A 22,159-nucleotide genomic window follows, 5' to 3' on the forward strand; every position below is an offset into this window, starting at 1 on the left:
GTCAGGGCTACTGGTCGGGGCAGTGCTGCTCGACGAGACGTTCCGCGATCCAGCGCGTGCAACACAGAGTTCCAGGGTCCTCGCCCGGAGCGAAGAGCCCGGTGTCGGAGAGCAGACTCCAGTTAGCGACGTCCCCCCTCTCGCTTCGCCACGGGTCAGCCCTGGGGTCGGGAAGTACCGCCGCCGTGATACGGTCTTGGAGGCCCTGAGTACGCCCCAATTCCGATGCGAGGCGACTGACCAAGTCCGTACTAACCACCCCGGGAGCGGGCGCGATACCTGTCTTTGGATCGAAGAATCGATCGGCAAGCTCTCGATCCAGCGCGTCCAGTGTGCTGTAGGTCAGGGCGGCGCCCGACGCGTCGTAGGTGTTCAACCAAACCTGGGTTAACCAGGGGTGCCCAGCACAACATGACCAGAGGCGGTCGACCACCTGGTTACGCTCGTGGCCTGCGAGACCTAACCGCCACTCCACGAGCCGCACCAGAGCCCCCTGCGGGATGTTTCCCGCACGCGGAACCGCGGTATTGAACAGGATCGATCCTGACCTGCCTAGAAGGGCCCCGCTAGGGTTCTGCACCCGCCCTGGATCGAATGCGCACAGCAGGTTAATAAAGCGATAGTTCGGATCACGCGCCTTGGCGTTCCTCAGGCTGTGTAGTGCAATGAACAGGGCATCCTGGGACTCGCGGCTCAGGTTCTCGATGCCGTCGAAGAAGAGCGAGGCACAGCGGTTGTCCGCTTGGCGGTAGCGCAACAGGTTCTCGCCGACCCAGGGCACGAAGCCCCGCCAGTCCCGCAGGGGGCTGAGGTTTGCGTCCGGCAAGGCGTCCCGCGCCTGCTGATCCAGCCAGGCAAACAGGTCCGCGGGAGTCATCTTCTGGAAGATATCGCGACCCTCGGGTGGCGATAGCTCGAAGTAGAGTAGCGGGGGGCCTTCCGACTTCAGCCGGGCGGCGAGCCAGCGCGCCGCCGTGGACTTGCCGGTCTTGCGCCCACCCCGAATGCCGAGTGTGAAGGGGCGGATGGCGAGTTGCTGCTCCAAATCCTCCTCGCACTGGCGCTTACAAAAGGCCGGATGACCGGCAGGCAGGTATGCATCGACCGGTACCGGACCCAATGCCTCATTCCCACCGGCCGATACACCGGCCAGAAACCGATCCAGGGCATCTAACTCCTCGGCATAGGTCGCCAACACTGCTGCTGGCACCAGCCCCGGCTTCTTGATCTGCTTCAGCAGAATCTGTCCGACGATTCGCGCTCGGTCATCGCTGAGCGCTCTTTTTCCGTTCAGCCAGTTATTAAGCTGGCCCCGGTTGATGCCTGCCTCCTCCGCCAACTCCCGGCTGGTCAGCCGACCCGATGCCTTGATCAGGCGGGCGATGGAGTGTTGCCAGTTGTCACTCCGGGCGATACCCGCACCAGTGATAACCAGCGGGGCGGGCTCCCGTGCGTCTGATCGCAGCAAGCCCAGTTCCGTTATTGGGGAGCCCACTGCGCCGTTCGGCGCTTGCATTGACGAATTTGATAAAGGCTGACGGGCGACAGTCCGGGAACACTCCCGGACCCAGTCCAACAGGCTCTCATATAGTTGCGCGGATCGATCCTTGGGCTTGCAAATGCTGATGTGATCCTCCTGCAGGGGCACCGCTACCTCACCCGGCAGGTTAGGCTCGGCGCTTGTCTGATCGACTACGACGATGCCCTTCGGTAGCGTGATGGTACCGAGTAGTTCGGGGCGCACCTCAAAGCTCTCACAATAGGTTCGGCAGACCAGTCCGTGGTCATTGTAATAGGACCGGAACCAGTTATGCAGTTCGCGCAGACGCGGGTGATGGGCCGCCAGATCCTTAACCGACTCACTGGTGCGGTAAATGGCGCTTGCGAAGGTAGCGAAGTTCGCGAGATTGGCCCCGGAATGGGGCGTGGCGATGAACGCTATGCCACGGGTCTGTGTCGCGATCTTCTGCCACCGCGGCACCCCCAGGTCATTTGCGTGGCGGAGCAATTGTTTGGCGATGATGCCACCCATACTGTGGCTGACGAACAACAAGGGCCGCTCGCCGAGTCGGTGCGTCGCCAGCCGATCGAGTAATTGCACGCCCTGATCCGCCAATGGCATTGACTGTGCTTTCCAATTCGTCGAATTCGCCGGATAGCCCAGGGTCCAAACTCCGGCGTCCGGGCAGTCTTTGGCCAACCAGAGAGGCCAAAAGGTAGCGATATCGTCCGGATTCGACATCCAACTGGTGAACGCATCGCCGTCGAGTCCGTGGATAAACACGATGTTCAGTGCGTCGCTGTCGGATACCGAGATCGGGTGCAGTCCATGCTGCCTATCAATCTTGGGAATCTCTGTCATCAGCATGGTAGGTTTGCTTTGGAGTTCTCTTGATGATTGGGTAGGACGTGATTCGTATGGCCGGTAAGCCGATCAATTGACTCGGCTGCTTGCAAGCGGCTTCGTCTCCGAAGACAGTTTAACGCGGCCACAAAGATCATGAATAGGTCAATCCCTGCATCTGCCGCCAAACCTGCCAAACATCCCCAGGATCGACCCGACCGGCCAAGGCGGAGCGGTCGAGTATGCGGCTCCAGTCGGCCCGGTCAGCCCGCTCGACATGATCCCTGAATCGACCAGTCTCCTTCGGTTTGAGTTTGCCATAACGATCCCGATAGTCCTCGCCCACCGCCTCCGCAAGCTGACGGGGAACCCCCAAGAGCCCGGCGACCGCTGCCTCCGGCGTGCGGACCCCGTACTGGATGTAGGCCGGCAACATCTGCTGTTCGGCCGTGCTGGCGTCCATGACCGTGTTGTTGGTCAACACCAGACCGCGCAGATAGGCGTGCGCGCCCCAGGCGACCGTCATGGCGACCTTGCTGTGGACGTAGACGCCGGCGTTGCGTACACGATCATTCGCTTCCTTTCCGGGAAACTCGGCGGCGATGGTTTGCACTGGGGCACCATCCATCCACGCCTGGACGACTCGCGCGACGGCCGCGGTATCCATCTCGCCCTCGCCTTTACCGATTCCCAGATTCAATTCGGGGAGCCAGTGCAACGCCTCGATAAGGTGTTCCATGCCTACCGACTTGTTGGCGAGCACTGCACCTGGCCCTTGCTGGAGTAATGAATCGCCGCGGATAGCCGCGTACAGCGAGTCGAAGCTGAAGGAACCCAGGCCGGTGGCATCGGCGGTCTTGAGATAGCCGGTCTGCTTACCGGCAATCTCTCGCAGATAAGTTTGGGCCAGACCGCGCAATTGCCGACTCTGCAGCGGGCCGCTGGCCTGGCTGTTGGCAAGGCTCATTTGCAGGAGTTCGTCCAGGGCGTCGCGCGCCCGGTCGGCACCGAGCGTGGCGACCGCATGGGCGAGGTACTGGAAGAAGGGTCTGAGTTGGGGATAGTTGCGGTAGGCATCCTTGAGGCTGACCGCCGCACTGGCCTGGGCGAGCACTGCCAACAGGGCAGACTGGATGTCGTCGCTCAAGGCGTCCGCGTAACGCTCCCACTGGGCGCGGTGCTTGTGATTGACCAAGACCACGAGTCCCTTGTCGGCCATGCCGACGCGGCCGGCCCGCCCGGCGATGTTCCAGAATTCGCCGGGGGTCAGGTCGCCACCACCCCGCGGTTTATGGACGGAATGGACCAGCACGGTGCTGACGGGGAAGTTCATGCCTTGCGCCAGGGTCGAGGTCGCGGTGATGAACCTGATGGTGCCGGCGCGGACCTGGTCCTCGATCAGGAACCGCAACTCCGATGACAAGGCGGCGTGGTGAAAGGCGACCCCGCGCTCCAGACAGCGCACCAGGACGGATTCGGTACCGTAATCGGCTTGCGCCAAGGCGATGGCGAGGCGCAAGCCGGGTGTCGACTGCTGCGGGGAGAGCAGGTCGCGGCCTTCGGCAAGCTCCGCCGCGGTCTTCTCCGGTTCGGACTTGCTCGCGCTGAAGAAACCGAGCACTGGACCCAGGTTGACGAAGCGACGGGCCAGGTAAACCAGCTTGTCGCGGGCCGAGGAGAGCGGCCCAGAATCGGCGATCACCGGGAGGCTCGATGGCTGCGGATTGGGTCGCTCGCTGTGCGGCTCCCGCCAGGCGATCTCGAAGGCTCGGCGCGGTTTGCGCCCAGCGAGCGTGGCAAGCCCGATCATCAGGCGCGATGGACGCCAGGCGATGTTGATGGGGGCGCCGCGATCCCCGCCCAGCCAGGCGGCGATCTCGGCGGCGTTGTCGACGAAGGGCGTCAGGAGCAACAGCCGGATGTCCTTGCATTCGCGGCGCAGATTCGCCAGCAGCAACTCCAGGCGAACGCCGCGCTCCCCGTCGCGCAACAGGTGGGCCTCATCGACGACGATCAGCCGTACCCGGTCGAACCAGTCGCGATGGGTCCGCAACAGCAGGTCGGTCTTTTCCGGGGTGGCCACGATCACGCCGTCTGCCGATTGAAGCAGACCGAGTTCGTAGGGGTCTTCCTCGAAGGCGCCGCCGGCCGCCGACACCGCGATCTCCAGGTCACGCAGATCGCTGTTGAGCGTTCGCCGAACCTGGGTTGCCAGCGCCCGGGTTGGCGTCAGGTAGAGGACACGAGAATCCTTGCCGAAGGATTGCAGGCTTTGCAGGATGGCGAATTCCGCGAGCAGGGTCTTGCCGGCGCTGGTGGGCATCTGCAAGACGACGCAGACGCGCACCGGGTCGAGCAGGCTTTCCCGCAGTGCCTCCTGTTGGGAGGGCATCAGGCTGAAGATCGGGTGCTCCCGCCCGGCGGCCATGAGCGCACTCAGCAACTCGTTCATGCGCGGGTAGAGACCTTGGGCGGTCTTCCAGATCGAGTCCGAGTAGAGCCGCCAGGCCACGACCTTGACCGACTGGAGCCAGGTCAAGGCCTCCGGGTCCGCGGCCAGTTCCAGATAATCCTGTGCTCTGGTCAGCAGGCGCTTGAGTTCAGGCTCCAAGTCTCGCCGGTCGCCGGATGCATCCGCGACCGAGCCCGACAGCATGTATTCCGAGAGCCGCACCGCGACCTGGGCCAGATGGTACAGACCCATCAGGGTGAAGGCATCGCGGCGCCCGCTCCCGTTACGCGAACTGAGCCACTGGCTGTCGCGGTCCTTCTGGATGGCCGAGAGCCGATCAATGATGGCATTGCCCTCGACAAGGTCGGCACGCGTCCCCTGGCAAGCCATGGAGAGGAGCGCCCGGGCGATGTCCTCCCGGACTTGTTCGGGCCAGGGTTGCTCGTTGGTGCTCGGCAAGCCCGGTAGGCGACGCAGGAAGGCGCGGACCTCGGTGTCGCGGCGGGCCAGATAGCCAACGGCTACGTAAGCCAGCAGATCATCGGCGGATGGGCTGCTGCCCGATTCGGACAGCGCCTCCAGATAGGCCTCCCAAGTCCGAAAGACGGTCAGGTCTGGGGCGGCGGCGGTGGGTGCGGTTGAGGCCCCACGGAGCATCCGGTCCATGTCTGCGGTGAAAAGTGCGTCCTGCAGCCCAGCCACGGCGGCAATGCGCAGACGCCCGACGGCGTTGGGTCGAGCGCGCTCGACGGGTTTCGCCGTCAAGGTGGCCACCAGGCGCGCGTCGTCCAGAGCGCTCACGAGTTCGTTGACCTCGCGGGTCGAGTACAGGTCCTTGAGGACTGCGTTCACGCCTTGCGCGCCTCGCTGAAGACGCGGTGGCCGAAGCGCTCTAGGGGTGCACCGACCGAGACACAAAGTCCCCGCGTCTGGGCGGGCTCAAAGCGCGACTGTGCCACACGCAGGCTTGCAAGATCGTCCAAGTGCGCGGCAACAACCCCGCGAACGATCACCGGGCAGACGACAAGCGGTGGAAGGGATTCACGGCCCAAGGCTTCAAGCATGGCGAGCAACGTGGGCGCAAAGGCCGTCGTGTGAAGCAGGGCAAGCATCGCGGTCAAGGCTCGGCAGAGTTTGTCGGGCTCGCGGGGGACGCGGCAGCATTCATCGACCAGCGCCTTGGACACATCCGGCGGACGCTGGTCGTGGTCGGACGCTTTGACCTGAACCAAGACTAGGGCGACCGCACCGTCGTCCAGATCCAGCAGCCCCCATCCGTCGAATCCCAGCACCGGCTGGTTGGCGTTGCCTTTGGTCGCCTGGGGGCCGGCAGGGAATTGGACCTGATAGACGTCGGCCAGGACCTCCTGAGCGATCAACTCCGCGGCCTCCGACCGGTAGTTCCGGAAGGAAGACGGCTTACCCAACTCAACCTCCGGATCGGGCATCCCGGCACGGATCGCCTGTCGGAGGGCACCCAGATCGAAAAGTGCCGCAACGCCACCGTCTGGTTCGGGGAGGCTGTCAAGCAATTGCTCCCCGTAGGACTGGCGAGCGCGCCGGACGATCGCCGACAGGACGGCATCGCCGTTGGACTCCAGATCCACACTACACCGGGACACCAGCCAGCGATGCCTTCCCGGACCGGTGTCCGCTAGCGCCACGCATCCGTCCAAGCAACGACCCTCCGTTGAACGACCCTCCGTTGAAGTTGCCTGCTAGCTTAGCGGTGATCGCGGCCGAGCGATAGTCGGAGCGGGGCGCACATGCCTGACACCGCCCGGGCGCTGGGCTAGTATCGGTACATCGGGCAGGACCGTCACTACCACCCGCGCGCGGGTAACGCCAGGCAGGGGCTCAAGCAACCGGACCTGAGCATTTTCGTAGACGCCTTCAACTGTGGTCAATAATGTGTCGGTCCTCCGATGAGTGCGTTCCGGATGCGTATCAAGAAGATCTGGAGTCCAAGGCTTCAGCCTTGGATGGTCAGCGCCAAGGCTGAAGCCTTGGACTCCAGGCCGGGCAGCGCTTTACCCCGTCGCGGTCCGAATCCACTCCACCCGCTTGAACATGACCCCATAATAGACCACCGGTATGACCACCAGCGTCAGCAGGGTGGAGACCAGGAGCCCGAACAACAGTGACACGGCCAGCCCCGAGAAGATCGGGTCATCGAGGATGAAGACGGCGCCGGCCATGGCGGCGAGTGCGGTCAGGACGATGGGCTTGGCGCGCACCACGGCGGAGTTGATGACGGCATCGGCGAACGGGGTGCCCGCACGCACCTGTTGATTGATGAAGTCGACCAATAAGATGGAGTTGCGCACGATGATGCCGGCGAGCGCAATCATGCCGATCATCGAGGTCGCCGTGAACTTGGCGCCCAAGAGGGCATGGCCGGGCAGGATGCCGATCAGGGTGAGCGGGATCGGGGCCATGATGACGAGCGGCACCAGGTAGCTGCGAAATTGCGCGACCACCAGCAGATAAATCAGGATCAGGCCGACACCATAGGCGATGCCCATATCGCGGAAGGTCTCATAGGTGATCTGCCATTCACCGTCCCATTTCAGGCTGTATTCATAGGGGTTGCCGGGCTGCTGTATGTACCATTGGGGCAGACCGAGTTGCTCGGTCAGCTTGGCGGCGATGGTGAAGAGGCCATAGAGTGGGCTGTCGGTGGGGCCGGCCATGTCGCCGGTCACATAGACCACGGGCAGCAGGTCCTTGTGATAGATGCTGGGGGTGCGGGTGCTCTCCTGCACCGTCACGATCTCGGACAGGGGCACCAGGGCGCCGCCCTGGGCGCGCACCCGCAGGCTCATCACCTGCTCCAGGTCGGCCTTGTCGGCTTGCGCGTATTCGACCCGGATGGGCACCGCGTATTTGACATTGGCCCCGTGCAGGAAGCTCATGTCCTCGCCGCCCAGGACGGTGGCCAGGGCCCCGACCACGCTCGCTTGGTCCACACCCAGGCGCGCCGCCTTGGCGCGGTCGATCTCGACGATGAGCTTGGGCGCCGGGCTCTCCACCGAGTCGTCCACATCGACGATGTCGGGGGTCGACTCGAAGGCGGCGCGGACCCGGCCGGCGGTGGCGATCTGGCCCGGGTAGTCGAGCCCGTAGACCTCGGCCACCAGCGGGGCCAGGACCGGCGGGCCGGGCGGGGGCTCGGCGATCTTGGCGTTGCCTTGGTAGCGGCGGGCGATCTCCTGCAAGGGGCCGCGCAGGCTCAACGCGATGGCGTGGCTCTGGCGGTCGCGATAGTGCTTGTCGACCAGGTTGACCTGAATGTCGCCGACATTGGCGCCCGAACGCAGGTAATACTGGCGCACCAGTCCATTGAAGTTGATGGGGGCGGCGGTGCCGGCATAGGCCTGGTAGTCGGTCACCTCGGGGACAGTGGCCAGATAGTCGCCAAGCTCCGCCAGGACCCGGGTGGTCTGCTCCAGGCTGGTCCCCTCGGGCATGTCCAGCACCACCTGAAACTCGGACTTGTTGTCGAAGGGGAGCATCTTGAGGACCACCACCTTGCCGACCGCGAGCCAGATGGAGCCGCCGATCAACACCAGGATGCCGGCGAGCAGGAACCAGCGATTCAAATGGCCCTTGCGCCCGATCAGAAAGGGGCCGATGGCGGTCCGGAAGCCGCGCGCGAGGAGCGGGTTGCCGCCCTCGCCTGGGAGCGCGGGCGTCCCGCCCGCGTGTCCCCCGATTGGCGGGCGGGACGCCCGCGCTCCCAGGGGGTCTGCGGCAACCATACGATCATGACGCCGGCCGATCATGAAATTGGTCATCCAGGGGGTGAAGACGAAGGCGACCGCGAGTGAGATCACCATTCCCAGCGACGCATTGATCGGAATCGGCGACATATAGGGCCCCATGAGCCCGCTGACGAAGGCCATGGGCAACAGGGCGGCGATGACGGTGAAGGTGGCGAGAATGGTCGGTCCGCCCACCTCATCCACGGCCGCGGGCATCAGGTCCAGGAGCCGGGCCCGGGAGATGACCATGTGCCGGTGGATGTTCTCCACCACCACGATGGCGTCGTCCACCAGGATGCCGATGGAGAAGATGAGCGCGAAGAGCGAGACCCGGTTCAGCGTAAAGCCCCAGGCCCAGGAGGCGAAGAGCGTCAGGGCCAGGGTGATGATGACGGCCGCGCCGACGATGATGGCCTCGCGCCAGCCGACCGCGAGCCAGACCAGCAGGATCACGGAGGCGGTCGCAAAGACGAGCTTGCTGATGAGCTTCCTGGCCTTGGCGTCGGCGGTGGCACCGTAGTTGCGGGTGACCGTGACCTCGACCCCCTCCGGGATGAAGGTCCCCTGCAACTGCGCGAAGCGCTCGATCACACGCTGCGCGACCTCGACGGCGTTCACCCCCTGCTGCTTGGCGACCGCGATGGTCACCGCGGGGGCGGTCCCGGCCGGGGCGCTGCCGTTCTCCCGAACACCGGGGCCGCCGCCGATCGAGACATAGCTGTGGGGTTGCTCCGGACCCTGCTCGATGCTCGCCACGTCGCGCAGAAAGACCGGGCGCCCGGCGTGCAGCCCCACCACCAGGTCGCCGATCTCATCTGGGCTGGTCAGGAAGGTCCCGGCCTGGACCAGGATCTCCTGGTTGGCGGCAGTGACGCTCAGGTTGTCCACCTCCCGGTTGCCCGCCTGCAGGGCGCGGCGCAGGTCGCCCAAGTCGATCCCGTACCCGGCCAGGGCCTGGGGTTGCAGGAGGACGCGCACCGTCTGGCGCGGCACCCCGACGGTATAGACGTCCCGGGTGCCGTCGACGCGCTTGATCTCCTGCTCCAGGGCATGGGCGACCTGACCCAGCTCGAAGGCGCCGACCGCGGCATCCTTGGACCAGAGGGTGGCCGTGATGATGGGTACATCGTCGATCCCCTTGGGCTTGATGATGGGGGTACCGACACCGAGGGTGGGCGGCAGCCAGTCCGCATTGCTCTGCACCTTGCTGAACAGGCGCACCACGGCATCGGTATTGTCCTCCCCCACCTTGAACTGGACGCTGACCACCGCCATCCCCGGGCGCGAGACCGAATAGACGTGCTCGATACCCTTGATCTCGGACAAGACCTGCTCGGCCGGACCGGCCACCAGGTGCTCGACCTCGGCGGCCGAGGCACCGGGGAAGGGGATGAAGACATCGGCGAAGGTGACGTTGATCTGCGGCTCTTCCTCGCGCGGCGTGACCAGCACGGCAAAGACCCCGAGCAGCAGGCCCAGGATGGCCAGGAGCGGGGTGATGGCGGACGCCTGAAAGCCCTGGGTGATGCGGCCCGCCAGGCCCAGGCGCTCAGTCATGATGGTCTCCCGCCGCTGGGCGAGCCGCGGCCTGGGCCTTCAGCAGCACCCCGGCGGCGATCGGGTCCAGGGCCACCTGCTCACCCGCGGTGAGACCGGACAGCACCACGACATCGCCTGCCAGGGCGCGTCCCAGGCGCACCTGGCGCAAGTGCACCCGCCCGGAGGCGTCCACCACATAGACCCCCTTGACCTCGGAGCGGTGCACCACGCTCGCCTGCGGCACCGCCAATTCCGCCTTCTCGCCCACCACAAAGCCGATCTTCACGAACATCCCGGGGAACAGGCGGTTGGCCCCGGGGGCCGCGGCGGCGGGCAGGTCCACCCGTACCTTGAAGGTGTTGGAGCCGGCATCGGCGTAGGGGAAGACGGTGACGGCCCCGGACTCGAGCGGGGTATCGTCGGGGAGATAGACGAGGGCCCGGGCCCCGGCGCGCACCGGGCCGATCAGGCTCTGGGGCACGTCCACCGTCACCCGCAGGGTATCGAGCGAGATACCGCTGACCAGCGGCTGGCCGGGGCTCGCCATCTCCCCCTCCGACACCTTGCGCTCGGTCAGGATGCCCGAATAGGGCGCGCGGATCTCGGTGTATTTCAACTGCTCCTGGGCCTGGGCCAGACGGGCGCCGGCGGCGTCCAGGGCGGCCTGGGCACCGGCCAGTTCCGCGGTCGCCTTGTCCATCGCCGAATCGGAGACGTTCTTTTTGTCGAACAGCCCCTTGAAGCGTGCGTGCTCGTCGCGCGCCTGCTTCACCTGGGCGGTGGCGGACTTGAGATCCGCCGTCGCCTGGGCCACCCGGGCGCGGTGCTCGGTGTCCTTGAGGCGCACGACCACGGTGCCCTTCTCCACATAGTCGTCCACATCGAACAGGATCTCCTGGACCTGCCCCTGGGTCTGGGCGGAGACGGTGGAGCGGTTGACCGCCTCCACGATGCCGTCCAGGCGGTACTCCCGGGGGACGGTGCGGGACTGGACGACCGCGGTCGCGAGGGCGGTCGCGGCGGCCGACTGGGGCGCCGGTGGGGTCTGGGCGGGGGGATCGACCGCCGCGGGCGGATCGGCGGCCACGGCCTGGAACGCGAAGAGCGCGGTCAGGGTCGCGGACGGCAGGGAGAGACGCATGGTGGCTGCACCGTCTGAATATTAGCAACGCCTGATATAAAGCATAAGGGCGGCGACTGCAACCTCGGCGCGCTGATCGGCCTGGGGTTGCCGCGGGCCGCTGTCCGCACCCACCCCAGGCCCGTCCTGCACCCTCAGCCCGCCCGATCGTGATAGCCCTGCAGATTCGTCACCTCGGCGAGCTGCTTCAGGACCGCGCCTGACCCCGGCGCCTTAGGCGCCACCGGGATGGGCACTGCCCGGGTCCCCGCCGCGCGGACCACATCCCGCGCAGAACCAACCGACGAAGGTTCCGCGTCGCCTGCTCGCCCGGGTCTTCTGCGGAACCAGGAATCGACAACAGGCTGAGATCACTACCCCGTCCCGGGATCAGAGGGTTCGGGCTTGTCGGCGAGCAAGCGCTTCAGCCGCTCGTTCTCGGCCAAGGCTTCGTCCTTGGCGGCCCGCTCCTGCTCCTTGGCGGCCCGCTCCTGCTGCGCATCGGCCCGCGCCTGCTCCTTCGCCGTCCGCTCCTGCTCCGCGTCCGCCCGCGCCTGCTCCTTAGCCGCTCGCTCCTGCTCCTTGGCCGCTCGCTCCCGCTCCTTCGCCGCTCGCTCCTGCTCCTTGGCCGCCCGCTCCTGCTCCGCGTCCGCCCGCGCCTGCTCGACCTCCGCGCGCAGGTCCTCGAATTCGAGCTGGATGCTCTGCTGTTCGCGCAGATAGTCCTGCCGCGCCTGGTACGCATAATAGGCGTGCTCTTTCTCGGAGAAGGCCTTCAGTGTGTTCATGGCTCGCCTCATCTCTGGGGTCTGCATCCACGCGGGCAGGGCGTTCTCGTCCAGGCGCTCCGCCTCGTTGAAGAATTTCAGCCACCGCTGCTGCTCGGTTTCGACCGTGTCGGCGGCGAACTTGCTCAGTTCGAGCAGCCAGATACCGCCGTGGTCCAGAAAGACGCGACCGTGCCGGTCGCGCAACCGGAACTCGTGGGCATACTCCGGGGTATCCGGCAGCAGCGTCTGACCCAGCAGCCAGATGGCGTAGGTGGGGCGCAGCTTGCGGTAGCTTTCGCCCTCCTTGATCTGGCTGCGATAGAGGTTCGCCCAGCCATAGAGAATTCGCGCCGGCAGGTCGCGGTGATTGAGTAGTTGGACCTCGACCTGGAACATCTGGCCAGTCGCGTCGCGGGCCTTGACGTCCACAACGGTGAGCTTGTCGTCCAGGAATTCCTTTTCGTTGTAGGGATTCTGGATCTCCACGGCGACGATCGGCCGGGGCAGGTCCGCGCCCAGGACAGCGTTGAGGAAATGGATCAGCAGGTCGCGATTGGACTCGGCCCCCAGCAGGGCCTTGAAGACGCAGTCAATTTTGGGATCGATGGGATGGCGCATGTTGGCAGTTTAGGCAGGTGTCGCCGGTGCGGCAAGGGACACGGTCCCAGGGAACCGCGCCCGGTGCTAAACCGCGTCCAGAACGAGATGCGTAGTTTCGGCGGCACCGGTCTCGGAAAAACTACGTTTCCCGATGTGGTCGCGGTTTAGTACCCCGTTTCAGCTTCGGGGCTTGATCATGCGCAAGAATAGCTGAAGCGGGGTACTAGGGACACCGGGACGACAGCTTTGCGACCGCTCGAGCGAGACTCGTATCGGCTGTCTCGACCCGAGCGGCCTCTACCTACCCTTGCTTCCGATCGAAGCGGTCGGCCGTCATCACCTTGGTCCATGCCGCGACGAAGTCCCGGACGAATTCCCCATCACCGTCCTTGGAGGCATACACCTCGGCGACGGCGCGTAGCTCGGCGTTTGAGCCGAAGATCAGGTCCACTGGCGTCGCCGTCCACTTCAACTCACCCGTGGCGCGGTCTCGTCCCTCGTAGAGACCGTCGGTGTCCGTCGACTTCGACCACTTCGTGGCCATGTCGAGCAGGTTGACGAAGAAGTCATTGCTGAGCGTCCCAGGGCGCGGCGTGAGCACACCATGTTGCACGCCGCCGGCGTTCGCGCCTAAGCTGCGCAGGCCGCCGACCAGAGCGGTCATTTCCGGTACGGTCAGCCCGAGCAGGTCCGCGCGATCGATCAGCATCTCGGTCGGCGACTGCCGATTACCGGTACCGAAGTAGTTGCGGAAGCCATCGGCCGTCGGCTCGAGGACGGTAAAGGACTGGGCGTCGGTCTGCTCCTGGGTAGCGTCCGTGCGGCCGGGCGTGAAGGGTACCTGCAGTTGGTAGCCGGCTGCGCTCGCCGCCTGCTCGATCGCCGCCGCGCCGCCGAGGACGATCAGGTCGGCGAGCGAGACCTTCTTGCCGCCCGCGGCCCCCGCGTTGAAGGCCGTTTGAATGCCTTCAAGGGTCTGCAGCACCCGTGCCAGCTCTGCCGGGTCATTGACCGGCCAGTCCTTCTGCGGCGCCAGACGAACGCGTGCACCGTTGGCCCCCCCGCGCATGTCGCTGCCGCGGAAGGTGGATGCCGAGGCCCACGCGGTCCGCACCAGTTCGGCGGTGGAGAGGCCAGAGCCGAGGATCTTCTTCTTGAGCGCGCCGATATCCTTCGCGTCGACGACTTGGTAGTCAAGGTCCGGTACCGCATCCTGCCAGATCAGCACGTCCTTGGGCACCGCGACGCCCAGGTACAACGCGCGCGGCCCCATGTCGCGATGGGTCAGCTTGAACCAGGCCTTGGCGAAGGCCAGTTCAAACTCCTTCGGGTTATCGAGGAAGCGCTTGGAGATCGCGCGGTAGGTCGGGTCCAACTTCAGCGCCAGGTCCGTGGTGAACATCATCGGCGCGTGCCGCTTGCCCTCCACATGGGCATCGGGGACCGTATCGGCACCGGCCCCCCCCTTGGGTTTCCATTGGATGGCGCCGGCGGGGCTGCGGGTCTGCTCCCAGTCGAAGGCGAACAGGTTCGTCAGGTACAGCATCGTGAACTGCGTCGGCGACTGGGTCCATGCGCCTTCCAGGCCACTGCTGATCGTGTCCTCGGCATTGCCCTTACCGCACTTGTTGGCCCAGCCGAGGTCCTGCCGCTCGATGGGGGCAGCGGCCGGCTCGGGTCCCACGCACTCGGACGGCTTGCCCGCCCCGTGGGTCTTGCCGAAGGTATGGCCGCCGGCGATCAGGGCGACGGTCTCTTCATCATTCATCGCCATGCGACCGAAGGCCTCGCGGATCTGCGTGGCGGCCGCCAGCGGGTCCGGGTTACCGCCGGGGCCTTCCGGATTGACGTAGATGAGGCCCATCTGGGTGGCGGCGAGGGGGTTTTCCAGTTTGCCATCCTGGCTTACGCGCTGCTGGCCCAGCATGTCGGCTTCCGGACCCCAGTAGACGAGGTCCGGCTCCCAGTCGTCCGCCCGGCCGCCGGCGAAGCCGAAGGTCGTAAAGCCCATATCCTGCATGGCGACGGTGCCGGCGAGGACCATGAGGTCGCCCCAGGAGATGTTGCGGCCGTACTTTTGCTTGATCGGCCAGAGCAGGCGCCGCGCCTTGTCGAGATTGACGTTGTCGGGCCAGCTATTGAGCGGATCGAAGCGTTGCTGGCCGCCGCCGGCCCCGCCGCGCCCGTCCCCCATGCGGTAGGTGCCGGCGCTATGCCACGCCATGCGGATAAACAGCGGGCCGTAGTGGCCGAAGTCGGCCGGCCACCAGTCCCGGGAGCTGGTCATCAGCTCCTTGAGGTCCTTCGTGACGGCCTCAAGGTCCAGGCTCTGAAAAGCCTTGGCGTAATCGAAATCCGCCCCGTAGGGGTTGGACGCCGGATCATGATCGCGCAGTGGCTGCAGGTTGACCTGGTCAGGCCACCAGAACTGATTGGGTCTCGGCTTGCCGGGCGCCGGCGCGGGGTCCGCGGCCGCGGGTACAGCGAGAAAGGCCGCCAGGATGGCCGCGGGAATCGCTTTCTTGAGCATGGGAATCGTCTCCTCGTCTTTTGGTGGGCTGAATGGTCGTGGGCAACGCGATTTCCCGTTGCGTTCCTGCCTTCACGAGCCGGTCTGGAGCATACGCCTGTTGGTCCGAACCCGGACTGGCGCTGCTTTGGAAGGGGCGTTACACGCTGGAAGCCTAGGCTACGGGGTCGATCAGGTCCAAGCGTCGAAACTGATGGAAATGATAGGATACGCGGATCGACATGGAGGCCTTGATCATCATCCCGGCCACTGGGAGCGCCGCACCCCAGTGCGGCGCGATCTCTCAGACGGCTGCGGCGTCGCATGTTGCGGATAGGCCGGGCCGCACTGGGGTGCGGCGCTCCCGGTCGGTCGACCTGACGGCCGACCGAAAAACGTCGCTGGCTGGCTGGACGATCGGGGGCGGATAGGGTCTCGGGCGATCGAGTAGAATGGTCACGCCTGTCGCCCAACCCCAAGGTCGGAACTATGCCGCTGTTGCGTCCATTGGCGGGCGGCCCTCTTTTTTCTATTGTTCCGAGAGTGTTATGCAGCCCTACGACCTGGTGATCGTCGGCGGCGGCCTGATCGGCGGCTCGCTGGCCTGCGCGCTGGCGGATACCGGGCTGCGGATCGCGCTGGTGGAGGCGGTGGCTGCGGATGCCGCGCTCCAGCCGAGCTATGACGAGCGGGTGATTGCCCTGTCCTGGGGTAGTCGCCGCATCCTGGAGGCGATCGGTCTCTGGGGTGCGGTCGCGCCGGAGGCCGAGCCGATCCGCCGTATCCACGTCTCCGAGCGCGGCCAGTGCGGCATCACCCGGCTCGATCAGGCCGAACTCGGGGTTGATGCCCTGGGTTATGTGGTCCCGGCGCGCGCCCTGGGAGCGGCCATCCGCCCGACCCTGGATGGGTTGCCGGGGATCGATCTGCTGTGTCCGGCACGCCTCGTCGGGCTGCGGGTGCAGGGCGATTTGGTTGCGCTGCAGGTCGAGGGCCACGACGGTCTGATTGAATTGCGCTCCCGCCTGGTGGTGGCGGCCGACGGCGGCGATTCGGCGGTGCGGCGCGCCCAGGGGATCACCGTCGAGGAACAGCCCTACGGGCATGACGCCATCATCACCACCATCACCCCGGACCGGCCCCGCCCGGGTTGGGCCTTCGAGCGCTTCACCGACACCGGGCCGCTCGCCATGCTGCCCATGACCGCGGGGCGCTGGTCGGTGGTCTGGACCTGCCGGGAGCAGGAGACGGCGGGGCTGCTGGCGCTGCCGGACGACGCCTTTCTCGCCCGGTTGCAGGGGCGCTTCGGCTACCGGCTCGGCCGGCTGGGTCTGGCGGCACCCCGGCGCGCCTATCCGCTCAAGCTGCTGCTGACCCGTGAGACTATCCATCCCCGGCTGGTGCTGATCGGCAACGCCGCCCACACGCTCCACCCGGTAGCCGGTCAGGGGTTCAACCTGGGGCTGCGCGACGTCGCCGCACTCGCCGAGGTGCTGGCCGAGGCCGCAACCCGCGGCGAGGACCCGGGGGCGCCGGCGGTGTTGGCGGCCTACCGCCAATGGCGCGGCCCGGACCAGCAGACGACCGCCGCCCTCACCGACACGCTCGCCCGGCTCTTCGTCAATCCCTGGCTGCCCCTGCGGCTGGCCCGCAACCTGGGGCTGTTGGGGTTGGACCTGCTGCCGCCCGCGCGTCGGTCGGTGGCCCGGCGCTTCATGGGGCAGGGCGGGCGCACGCCGCGCCTGGCGCGGGGCCTCCCACTGGGGGCTGGCCGCACTGCCCGCCTGGAACCGTGAAGCGGTGTCACCCCAGAAAAGCAGTTTTGCCGCAAATGAACGCGAATTAACGCAAATAATCAGAGGCTTGGCCTTTGCTGCATGGTCGCCGTCCGGGTCACGCCCGCGACGATTCTAACCAGCAGATTTATTTGCGCTTATTTGCGTTCATTTGCGGCCAAACACTCTTCTTGATTCATGCAAAGACGTAGAGAAGAGCGGTTCTATGAATCTTTCCCAAAGGTCGCCTATGAACGCAAATGACAGCGATGTGATCGTCGTCGGCGGCGGCATGGTCGGTGCCGCCTTTGCCCTGGCCTGTGCCGATCAAGGGCTGGGCGTCACGGTGGTGGAGGCCCGGGCGCCGCGGCGTACCTGGCCGGCCGGTGAGGTGGATCTGCGGGTCTCGGCCCTGTCGCGCGCCAGTGAGCGCATCCTGCGGCGGCTCGGGGCCTGGGAGCGGATCACTGAACTGGGGGTCAGCCCCTATCGGCAGATGCGGGTCTGGGACGCGGGGAGTGGGGGCCGCATCCACTTCGATGCCGCGGACCTGGGCGAGCCGGACCTGGGCCACATCGTCGAGAACCGGGTGCTGCAACTGGCCCTGTGGGAGCGGTTGGAGTCGCGCCCCGAGGTCACCCTGGTCTGGCCGGCGACCATCACCGGGCTGCGGCGCACCCCGGACGGCCAGGAACTGGTGCTGGCCGATGGGCGTCACCTGCAAGGGCGGCTGCTGGTGGCCGCGGACGGGCGCGACTCGCTGATCCGCGACCTGGCGCAGATCCCCACCCGCGGCTGGGATTATGACCAAAGGGCCATCGTCGCCACCGTGACCCCGGCGCAGTGGCACCAGGAGACCGCCTGGCAGCGCTTTCTGCCCGCCGGCCCCCTGGCCCTGCTGCCCCTGGCGGACGGGCGCTGTTCGATCGTCTGGTCGGCCGGCGGGTCGCGGGCGGATGAACTGCTGGCGCTGGATGACGCGGCATTCTCGGACGCGCTCACCGAGGCCAGCGAGCACCGCCTGGGCCTGATCCGGGTGGCGGGACCGCGCGCCGCGGTCGCCCTGCGTCTCCAGCACGCGCAACGCTACGTGGAGCCGGGGCTCGCCCTGATCGGCGACGCCGCCCATGCCATACACCCATTGGCGGGGCAGGGCGTCAACCTGGGTTTACTCGACGCCGCGGAGCTGGCCGCTGCCCTGGACCTGGCCCGGCGGCGGCGCCGTGATATCGGCTTGCTCTGGACGCTGCGCCGCTACGAGCGCGCCCGCCGTGGGGACAATCTGGCGATGCTCGCCGCCATGGACGCCTTCAAGCGGCTCTTCGGTACCGATCTCGCGCCGGTGGCGGCGCTGCGCGGCCTGGGGCTCTCCCTCACCGACCGCTGGGCGCCGGCGAAGCGATTGCTGATGGACCGCGCCCTGGGGCGCAATCCCGGCCTGCCGCCCCTGGCGCGGCCCTGAGCCCGCGCCGCCGATTCAGTGTATTTCGGAGTCCACCCCCTTTTTGGGCTTGGAGCGGGGCGGTATTTTCTGTAGCCTTGCGCCCGGACCGGGGGAAGCCTCTGCTTGAGCGTGCGGCCCCGTCTGCCCGCGCCCGCGCCACCACATCTGACACCAGAACGAACGAGGGGAGACCCATGACCGCCAAAAATGCCTTCTATGCACAATCCGGGGGCGTCACCTCGGTGATCAACGCCTCGGCCTGCGGCGTCATCGAGACGGCCCGCGCCCACCCCGACAAGATCGCCAATGTCTATGCCGGTCGCAACGGCATCATCGGCGCCCTGACCGAAGACCTGATCGACACCAACCTGGAATCCGCCGAGAACATCGCGGCACTGCGCTACACCCCCTCCGGCGCCTTCGGCTCCTGCCGTTACAAGCTGAAGAGTCTGGAGGCCAACAAGCGCGAGTACGACCGCCTGATCGAGGTCTTCAAGGCCCACGACATCGGCTATTTCTTCTACAACGGCGGCGGCGACTCTGCCGACACCTGCTACAAGGTCTCCCAACTCTCCGAGGCCCTGGGGTTCCCGGTCCAGGCGATCCATGTCCCCAAGACCGTGGACAATGACCTGCCGATTACGGACAACTGCCCGGGCTTCGGCTCGGTGGCCAAGTACATCGCCACCTCCACGCTGGAGGCCTCCTTCGACGTGCGCTCCATGTGCGCCACCTCCACCAAGATCTTCGTGATCGAGGTGATGGGGCGTCACGCGGGTTGGATCGCCGCCGCCGGGGCCCTGGTCGCCGATCAGGGCATCCCGGTCCTGACCCTGTTCCCGGAGGTTGAATTCGACCAGGACAAATTCCTGGCCGCCGTCAAGGTCAAGGTAGCCGACCACGGCTACTGCATCATCTGCGTGTCCGAGGGCTGCCACTACCCGGATGGGCGCTTCCTGGCCGAGCAGGGTACCCGCGACGCCTTCGGTCACGCCCAGCTCGGTGGGGCCGCGCCGGTGGTCGCGAACATGGTCAAGGACGCCCTGGGTCACAAGTTCCACTGGGCGGTGGCGGACTATCTCCAGCGCGCCGCCCGTCACCTCGCCTCCAAGTCGGACGTGGAGCAGGCCTATGCCCTGGGCAAGACCGGGGTGGAACTCGCCATCGCCGGCCACAACGCCATCATGCCCACGGTGGTGCGCAAGTCCTCCTCCCCCTACGTCTGGGAGATCGGGCACGCGCCCCTGTCCGAGGTCGCGAACGTGGAGAAGTTCATGCCGGCCGACTTCATCTCCGCGGACGGTTTCGGCATTACCGACAAGTGCCGCGAGTATCTGTATCCGCTGATCCAAGGGGAGGACTACCCGCCCTACGAAAACGGCCTGCCCCGCTATGTCACCCTGAAGAACGCCCCGGTGCCCCGGAAACTCGGCGCCTTCGCGCTCTGACACGGCGGGTCGGGAGGGGGCCCCGCGGCCCCCTGCCCAGTGCCCGGCTTTCCCAAGAACAAGGTCCGCCATGACCCCCCGACCAGTCTTACGACCCGATCCCCACCGCATTGCACCCCGCGGCGATTATCACTGCACGGCCAAGGGGCGTATCCTAGGCGGGATCGGTCGCGGGCAGGGGCAGGGGGCACTGGACGGGCCGATTCCGCAACGGGGTTCGAGGCCGCCTTCGACCCCCAACCAGGCCCCGATGTCAGTGGTGCCCCCCGCCCGGCCCACCGTGATTGCGGCCTGATTTCGCCTGTTTTTTAACGTTCTGAGGAACTTTTCTATGTCATCGTTCGGTACGACTTTTGCCATCCTGTGCGCCCTGGTGGCGATAGGATATGGCGTCTGGTCAGTCAAGTGGATCCTCGCGTTGCCCGACGGCACCGAGCGGATGCGCGAGATTGCCGCTGCTATTCAAGAGGGCGCCCAGGCCTACCTCAATCGCCAGTACACCACCATCGCCATGGTCGGCGGCATCCTCGCCGTCCTCATCCTGCTCTTTCTGGGCTGGGAGACCGCGCTCGGCTTCGTAATCGGTGCGGTGCTCTCCGGGGCGACCGGCTATATCGGCATGTATATCTCGGTGCGCTCCAACGTACGCACCGCCCAGGCCGCTCATAATGGCCTTGATGCCGCGCTGCAGGTCGCCTTCCGCGGCGGTGCCATCACCGGTCTCCTGGTCGTCGGTCTGGGGCTCCTGGGCGTCGCCGGCTATTACGCCCTGCTGGGCGGTTCCGCCGGGGATCAGGACCACATCCTGCACGCCCTGGTCGGCCTGGGCTTCGGCGGCTCCCTGATCTCGATTTTCGCCCGGTTGGGCGGCGGTATCTTCACCAAGGGCGCCGACGTGGGCGCCGACCTGGTGGGCAAGGTCGAGGCCGGCATCCCCGAGGATGACCCACGCAACCCGGCGGTCATCGCCGACAACGTGGGCGACAACGTGGGCGACTGCGCCGGTATGGCCGCTGACCTGTTCGAGACCTATGCGGTGACCACGGTCGCCACCATGCTGCTCGGCTGGCTCCTGATCAAGGACACCAGCGCCGTCATCTTCCCGCTGGTCCTGGGCGGCGTGTCCATCATCGCCTCGGTCGTCGGCACCTTCTTCGTCAAGGCGAAGGAAGGCGAGAAGATCATGAACGCGCTCTATCGGGGTCTGATCGTGGCCGGCGGCATCGCCGCGGTGGCCTTCCTGCCGCTGACCATGCTGCTCAACCCGGTCGGCAGCGGCGAGTACGCCGCGGCCTACAGCAACTTCGGCCTGTACCTGGCCGCCCTGGTGGGTCTGGCCCTGACCGGGCTCTTGGTGGTCATCACCGAGTACTATACCGCCACCGAGTACTCCCCGGTGCGTCACATCGCCGCCGCCTCCCAGACCGGTCATGCCACCAACATCATCGCCGGCCTCGGCGTCTCCATGAAGGCGACCGCCGCCCCGGTGCTGGTCATCTGCCTGGCGATCCTGACCTCCTTCTGGCTCGCCGGACTCTACGGCATCGCCATCGCCGCCACCGCCATGCTCTCCATGACCGGCATCATCGTCGCACTCGACGCCTATGGCCCGATCACCGACAACGCCGGCGGCATCGCCGAGATGGCCAAGATGGACGAGAAGATTCGCGCCATCACCGACCCGCTGGACGCGGTGGGCAACACCACCAAGGCCGTCACCAAGGGCTATGCCATCGGTTCCGCCGGTCTCGCCGCCCTGGTCCTGTTCGCCGACTACACCTATGCGTTGGGCGGCAAGACGGAGTTCAGCCTGAGTGACCCCATGGTCATCATCGGGCTCTTCATCGGCGGTATGGTGCCCTATCTGTTCGGCGCCATGGCGATGGAGGCGGTCGGTCGCGCGGCCGGCGGTATCGTCAACGAGGTCCGTCGCCAATTCCGCGAGATGCCCGGGATCATGGCCGGTACCCAGAAGCCGGACTACTCCCGCGCCGTGGACATGCTGACCAAGGACGCTATCCGCGAGATGCTGATTCCGTCCCTGCTGCCGGTGGGCCTGCCCATCCTGGTCGGCCTGATCTTAGGGCCGGTGGCCCTGGGCGGCATGTTGATCGGTACCATCGTCACCGGTCTCTTCGTGGCCATCTCCATGACCGCCGGCGGCGGTGCCTGGGACAATGCCAAGAAGTATATCGAGGACGGTAACTTCGGCGGCAAGGGCTCCGAGACCCACAAGGCGGCGGTTACCGGCGACACCGTCGGCGACCCCTACAAGGACACCGCCGGCCCGGCCGTGAACCCGCTGATCAAGATCATCAACATCGTGGCGCTCTTGATCGTGCCGTTGCTGCACTGAGCCCCGGCGGCCGCCGTGAACCCCGCGCCAGTGGGATT

The 22,159-nt window shown here is 66.3% G+C and carries 11 protein-coding genes; 4 read left to right on the forward strand and 7 right to left on the reverse strand.

The features are described 5' to 3' along the window. Positions 1–7 precede the first annotated feature (7 nt). From THSYN_RS02245 to katG, 7 genes are all read right to left on the reverse strand, one after another. Entirely contained in the window at positions 8–2,368 is a 2,361-nt protein-coding gene (locus THSYN_RS02245) for a helix-turn-helix domain-containing protein (RefSeq protein ID WP_100917703.1), read from the reverse strand. 130 nt (positions 2,369–2,498) lie between these two features. Beyond that, positions 2,499–5,648: a DEAD/DEAH box helicase gene (locus tag THSYN_RS02250; RefSeq protein ID WP_100917704.1), complete on the reverse strand. Its 3,150-nt coding sequence runs from the start codon at positions 5,646–5,648 to the stop codon at positions 2,499–2,501. Further along, the gene (locus THSYN_RS02255) at positions 5,645–6,403 is read right to left on the reverse strand and encodes a hypothetical protein (protein WP_100917705.1); all 759 of its coding nucleotides are present in this window, start codon (positions 6,401–6,403) and stop codon (positions 5,645–5,647) included. The genes THSYN_RS02250 and THSYN_RS02255 overlap by 4 nt, the downstream gene beginning before the upstream one ends. Positions 6,404–6,826: 423 nt before the next feature. After that, positions 6,827–10,117: an efflux RND transporter permease subunit gene (locus tag THSYN_RS02260; protein ID WP_100917706.1), complete on the reverse strand. Its 3,291-nt coding sequence runs from the start codon at positions 10,115–10,117 to the stop codon at positions 6,827–6,829. Next, a complete protein-coding gene (locus tag THSYN_RS02265) occupies positions 10,110–11,240 on the reverse strand; it encodes an efflux RND transporter periplasmic adaptor subunit (protein WP_100917707.1) in 1,131 nt (376 codons plus the stop codon). The genes THSYN_RS02260 and THSYN_RS02265 overlap by 8 nt, the downstream gene beginning before the upstream one ends. Positions 11,241–11,593: 353 nt before the next feature. Beyond that, positions 11,594–12,607, reverse strand: a complete 1,014-nt coding sequence (locus THSYN_RS02270) for an Rpn family recombination-promoting nuclease/putative transposase (RefSeq protein WP_100917708.1) — start codon at positions 12,605–12,607, stop codon at positions 11,594–11,596. A gap of 283 nt (positions 12,608–12,890) precedes the next feature. Beyond that, positions 12,891–15,119 carry a catalase/peroxidase HPI gene (gene katG / locus THSYN_RS02275; protein ID WP_100917709.1) on the reverse strand — a complete coding sequence of 743 codons (2,229 nt, stop codon included), beginning with the start codon at positions 15,117–15,119 and terminating at the stop codon, positions 12,891–12,893. A gap of 527 nt (positions 15,120–15,646) precedes the next feature. Here katG and ubiH point away from each other — a divergent pair. The 4 genes from ubiH to THSYN_RS02300 all read left to right on the forward strand — a co-directional run bounded on the left by ubiH (position 15,647) and on the right by THSYN_RS02300 (position 22,121). Further along, on the forward strand, positions 15,647–16,894 hold the full coding sequence (gene ubiH / locus THSYN_RS02285) for a 2-octaprenyl-6-methoxyphenyl hydroxylase (RefSeq protein ID WP_100917711.1): 1,248 nt from the start codon (positions 15,647–15,649) through the stop codon (positions 16,892–16,894). Between the two features lie 229 nt (positions 16,895–17,123). After that, positions 17,124–18,335: a UbiH/UbiF/VisC/COQ6 family ubiquinone biosynthesis hydroxylase gene (locus THSYN_RS02290; protein WP_100917712.1), complete on the forward strand. Its 1,212-nt coding sequence runs from the start codon at positions 17,124–17,126 to the stop codon at positions 18,333–18,335. 176 nt (positions 18,336–18,511) lie between these two features. Then, complete coding sequence (locus THSYN_RS02295) at positions 18,512–19,765, forward strand: 6-phosphofructokinase (RefSeq protein ID WP_100917713.1); 1,254 nt, start codon at positions 18,512–18,514, stop codon at positions 19,763–19,765. A 331-nt stretch (positions 19,766–20,096) separates the two neighbouring features. Next, positions 20,097–22,121 (forward strand): sodium-translocating pyrophosphatase, encoded by a 2,025-nt coding sequence (locus THSYN_RS02300; protein ID WP_100917714.1) that lies wholly within the window; start codon positions 20,097–20,099, stop codon positions 22,119–22,121. Positions 22,122–22,159: the final 38 nt, after the last annotated feature.

It is taken from the genome of Candidatus Thiodictyon syntrophicum, assembly GCF_002813775.1.
Lineage (GTDB): Bacteria > Pseudomonadota > Gammaproteobacteria > Chromatiales > Chromatiaceae > Thiodictyon > Thiodictyon syntrophicum.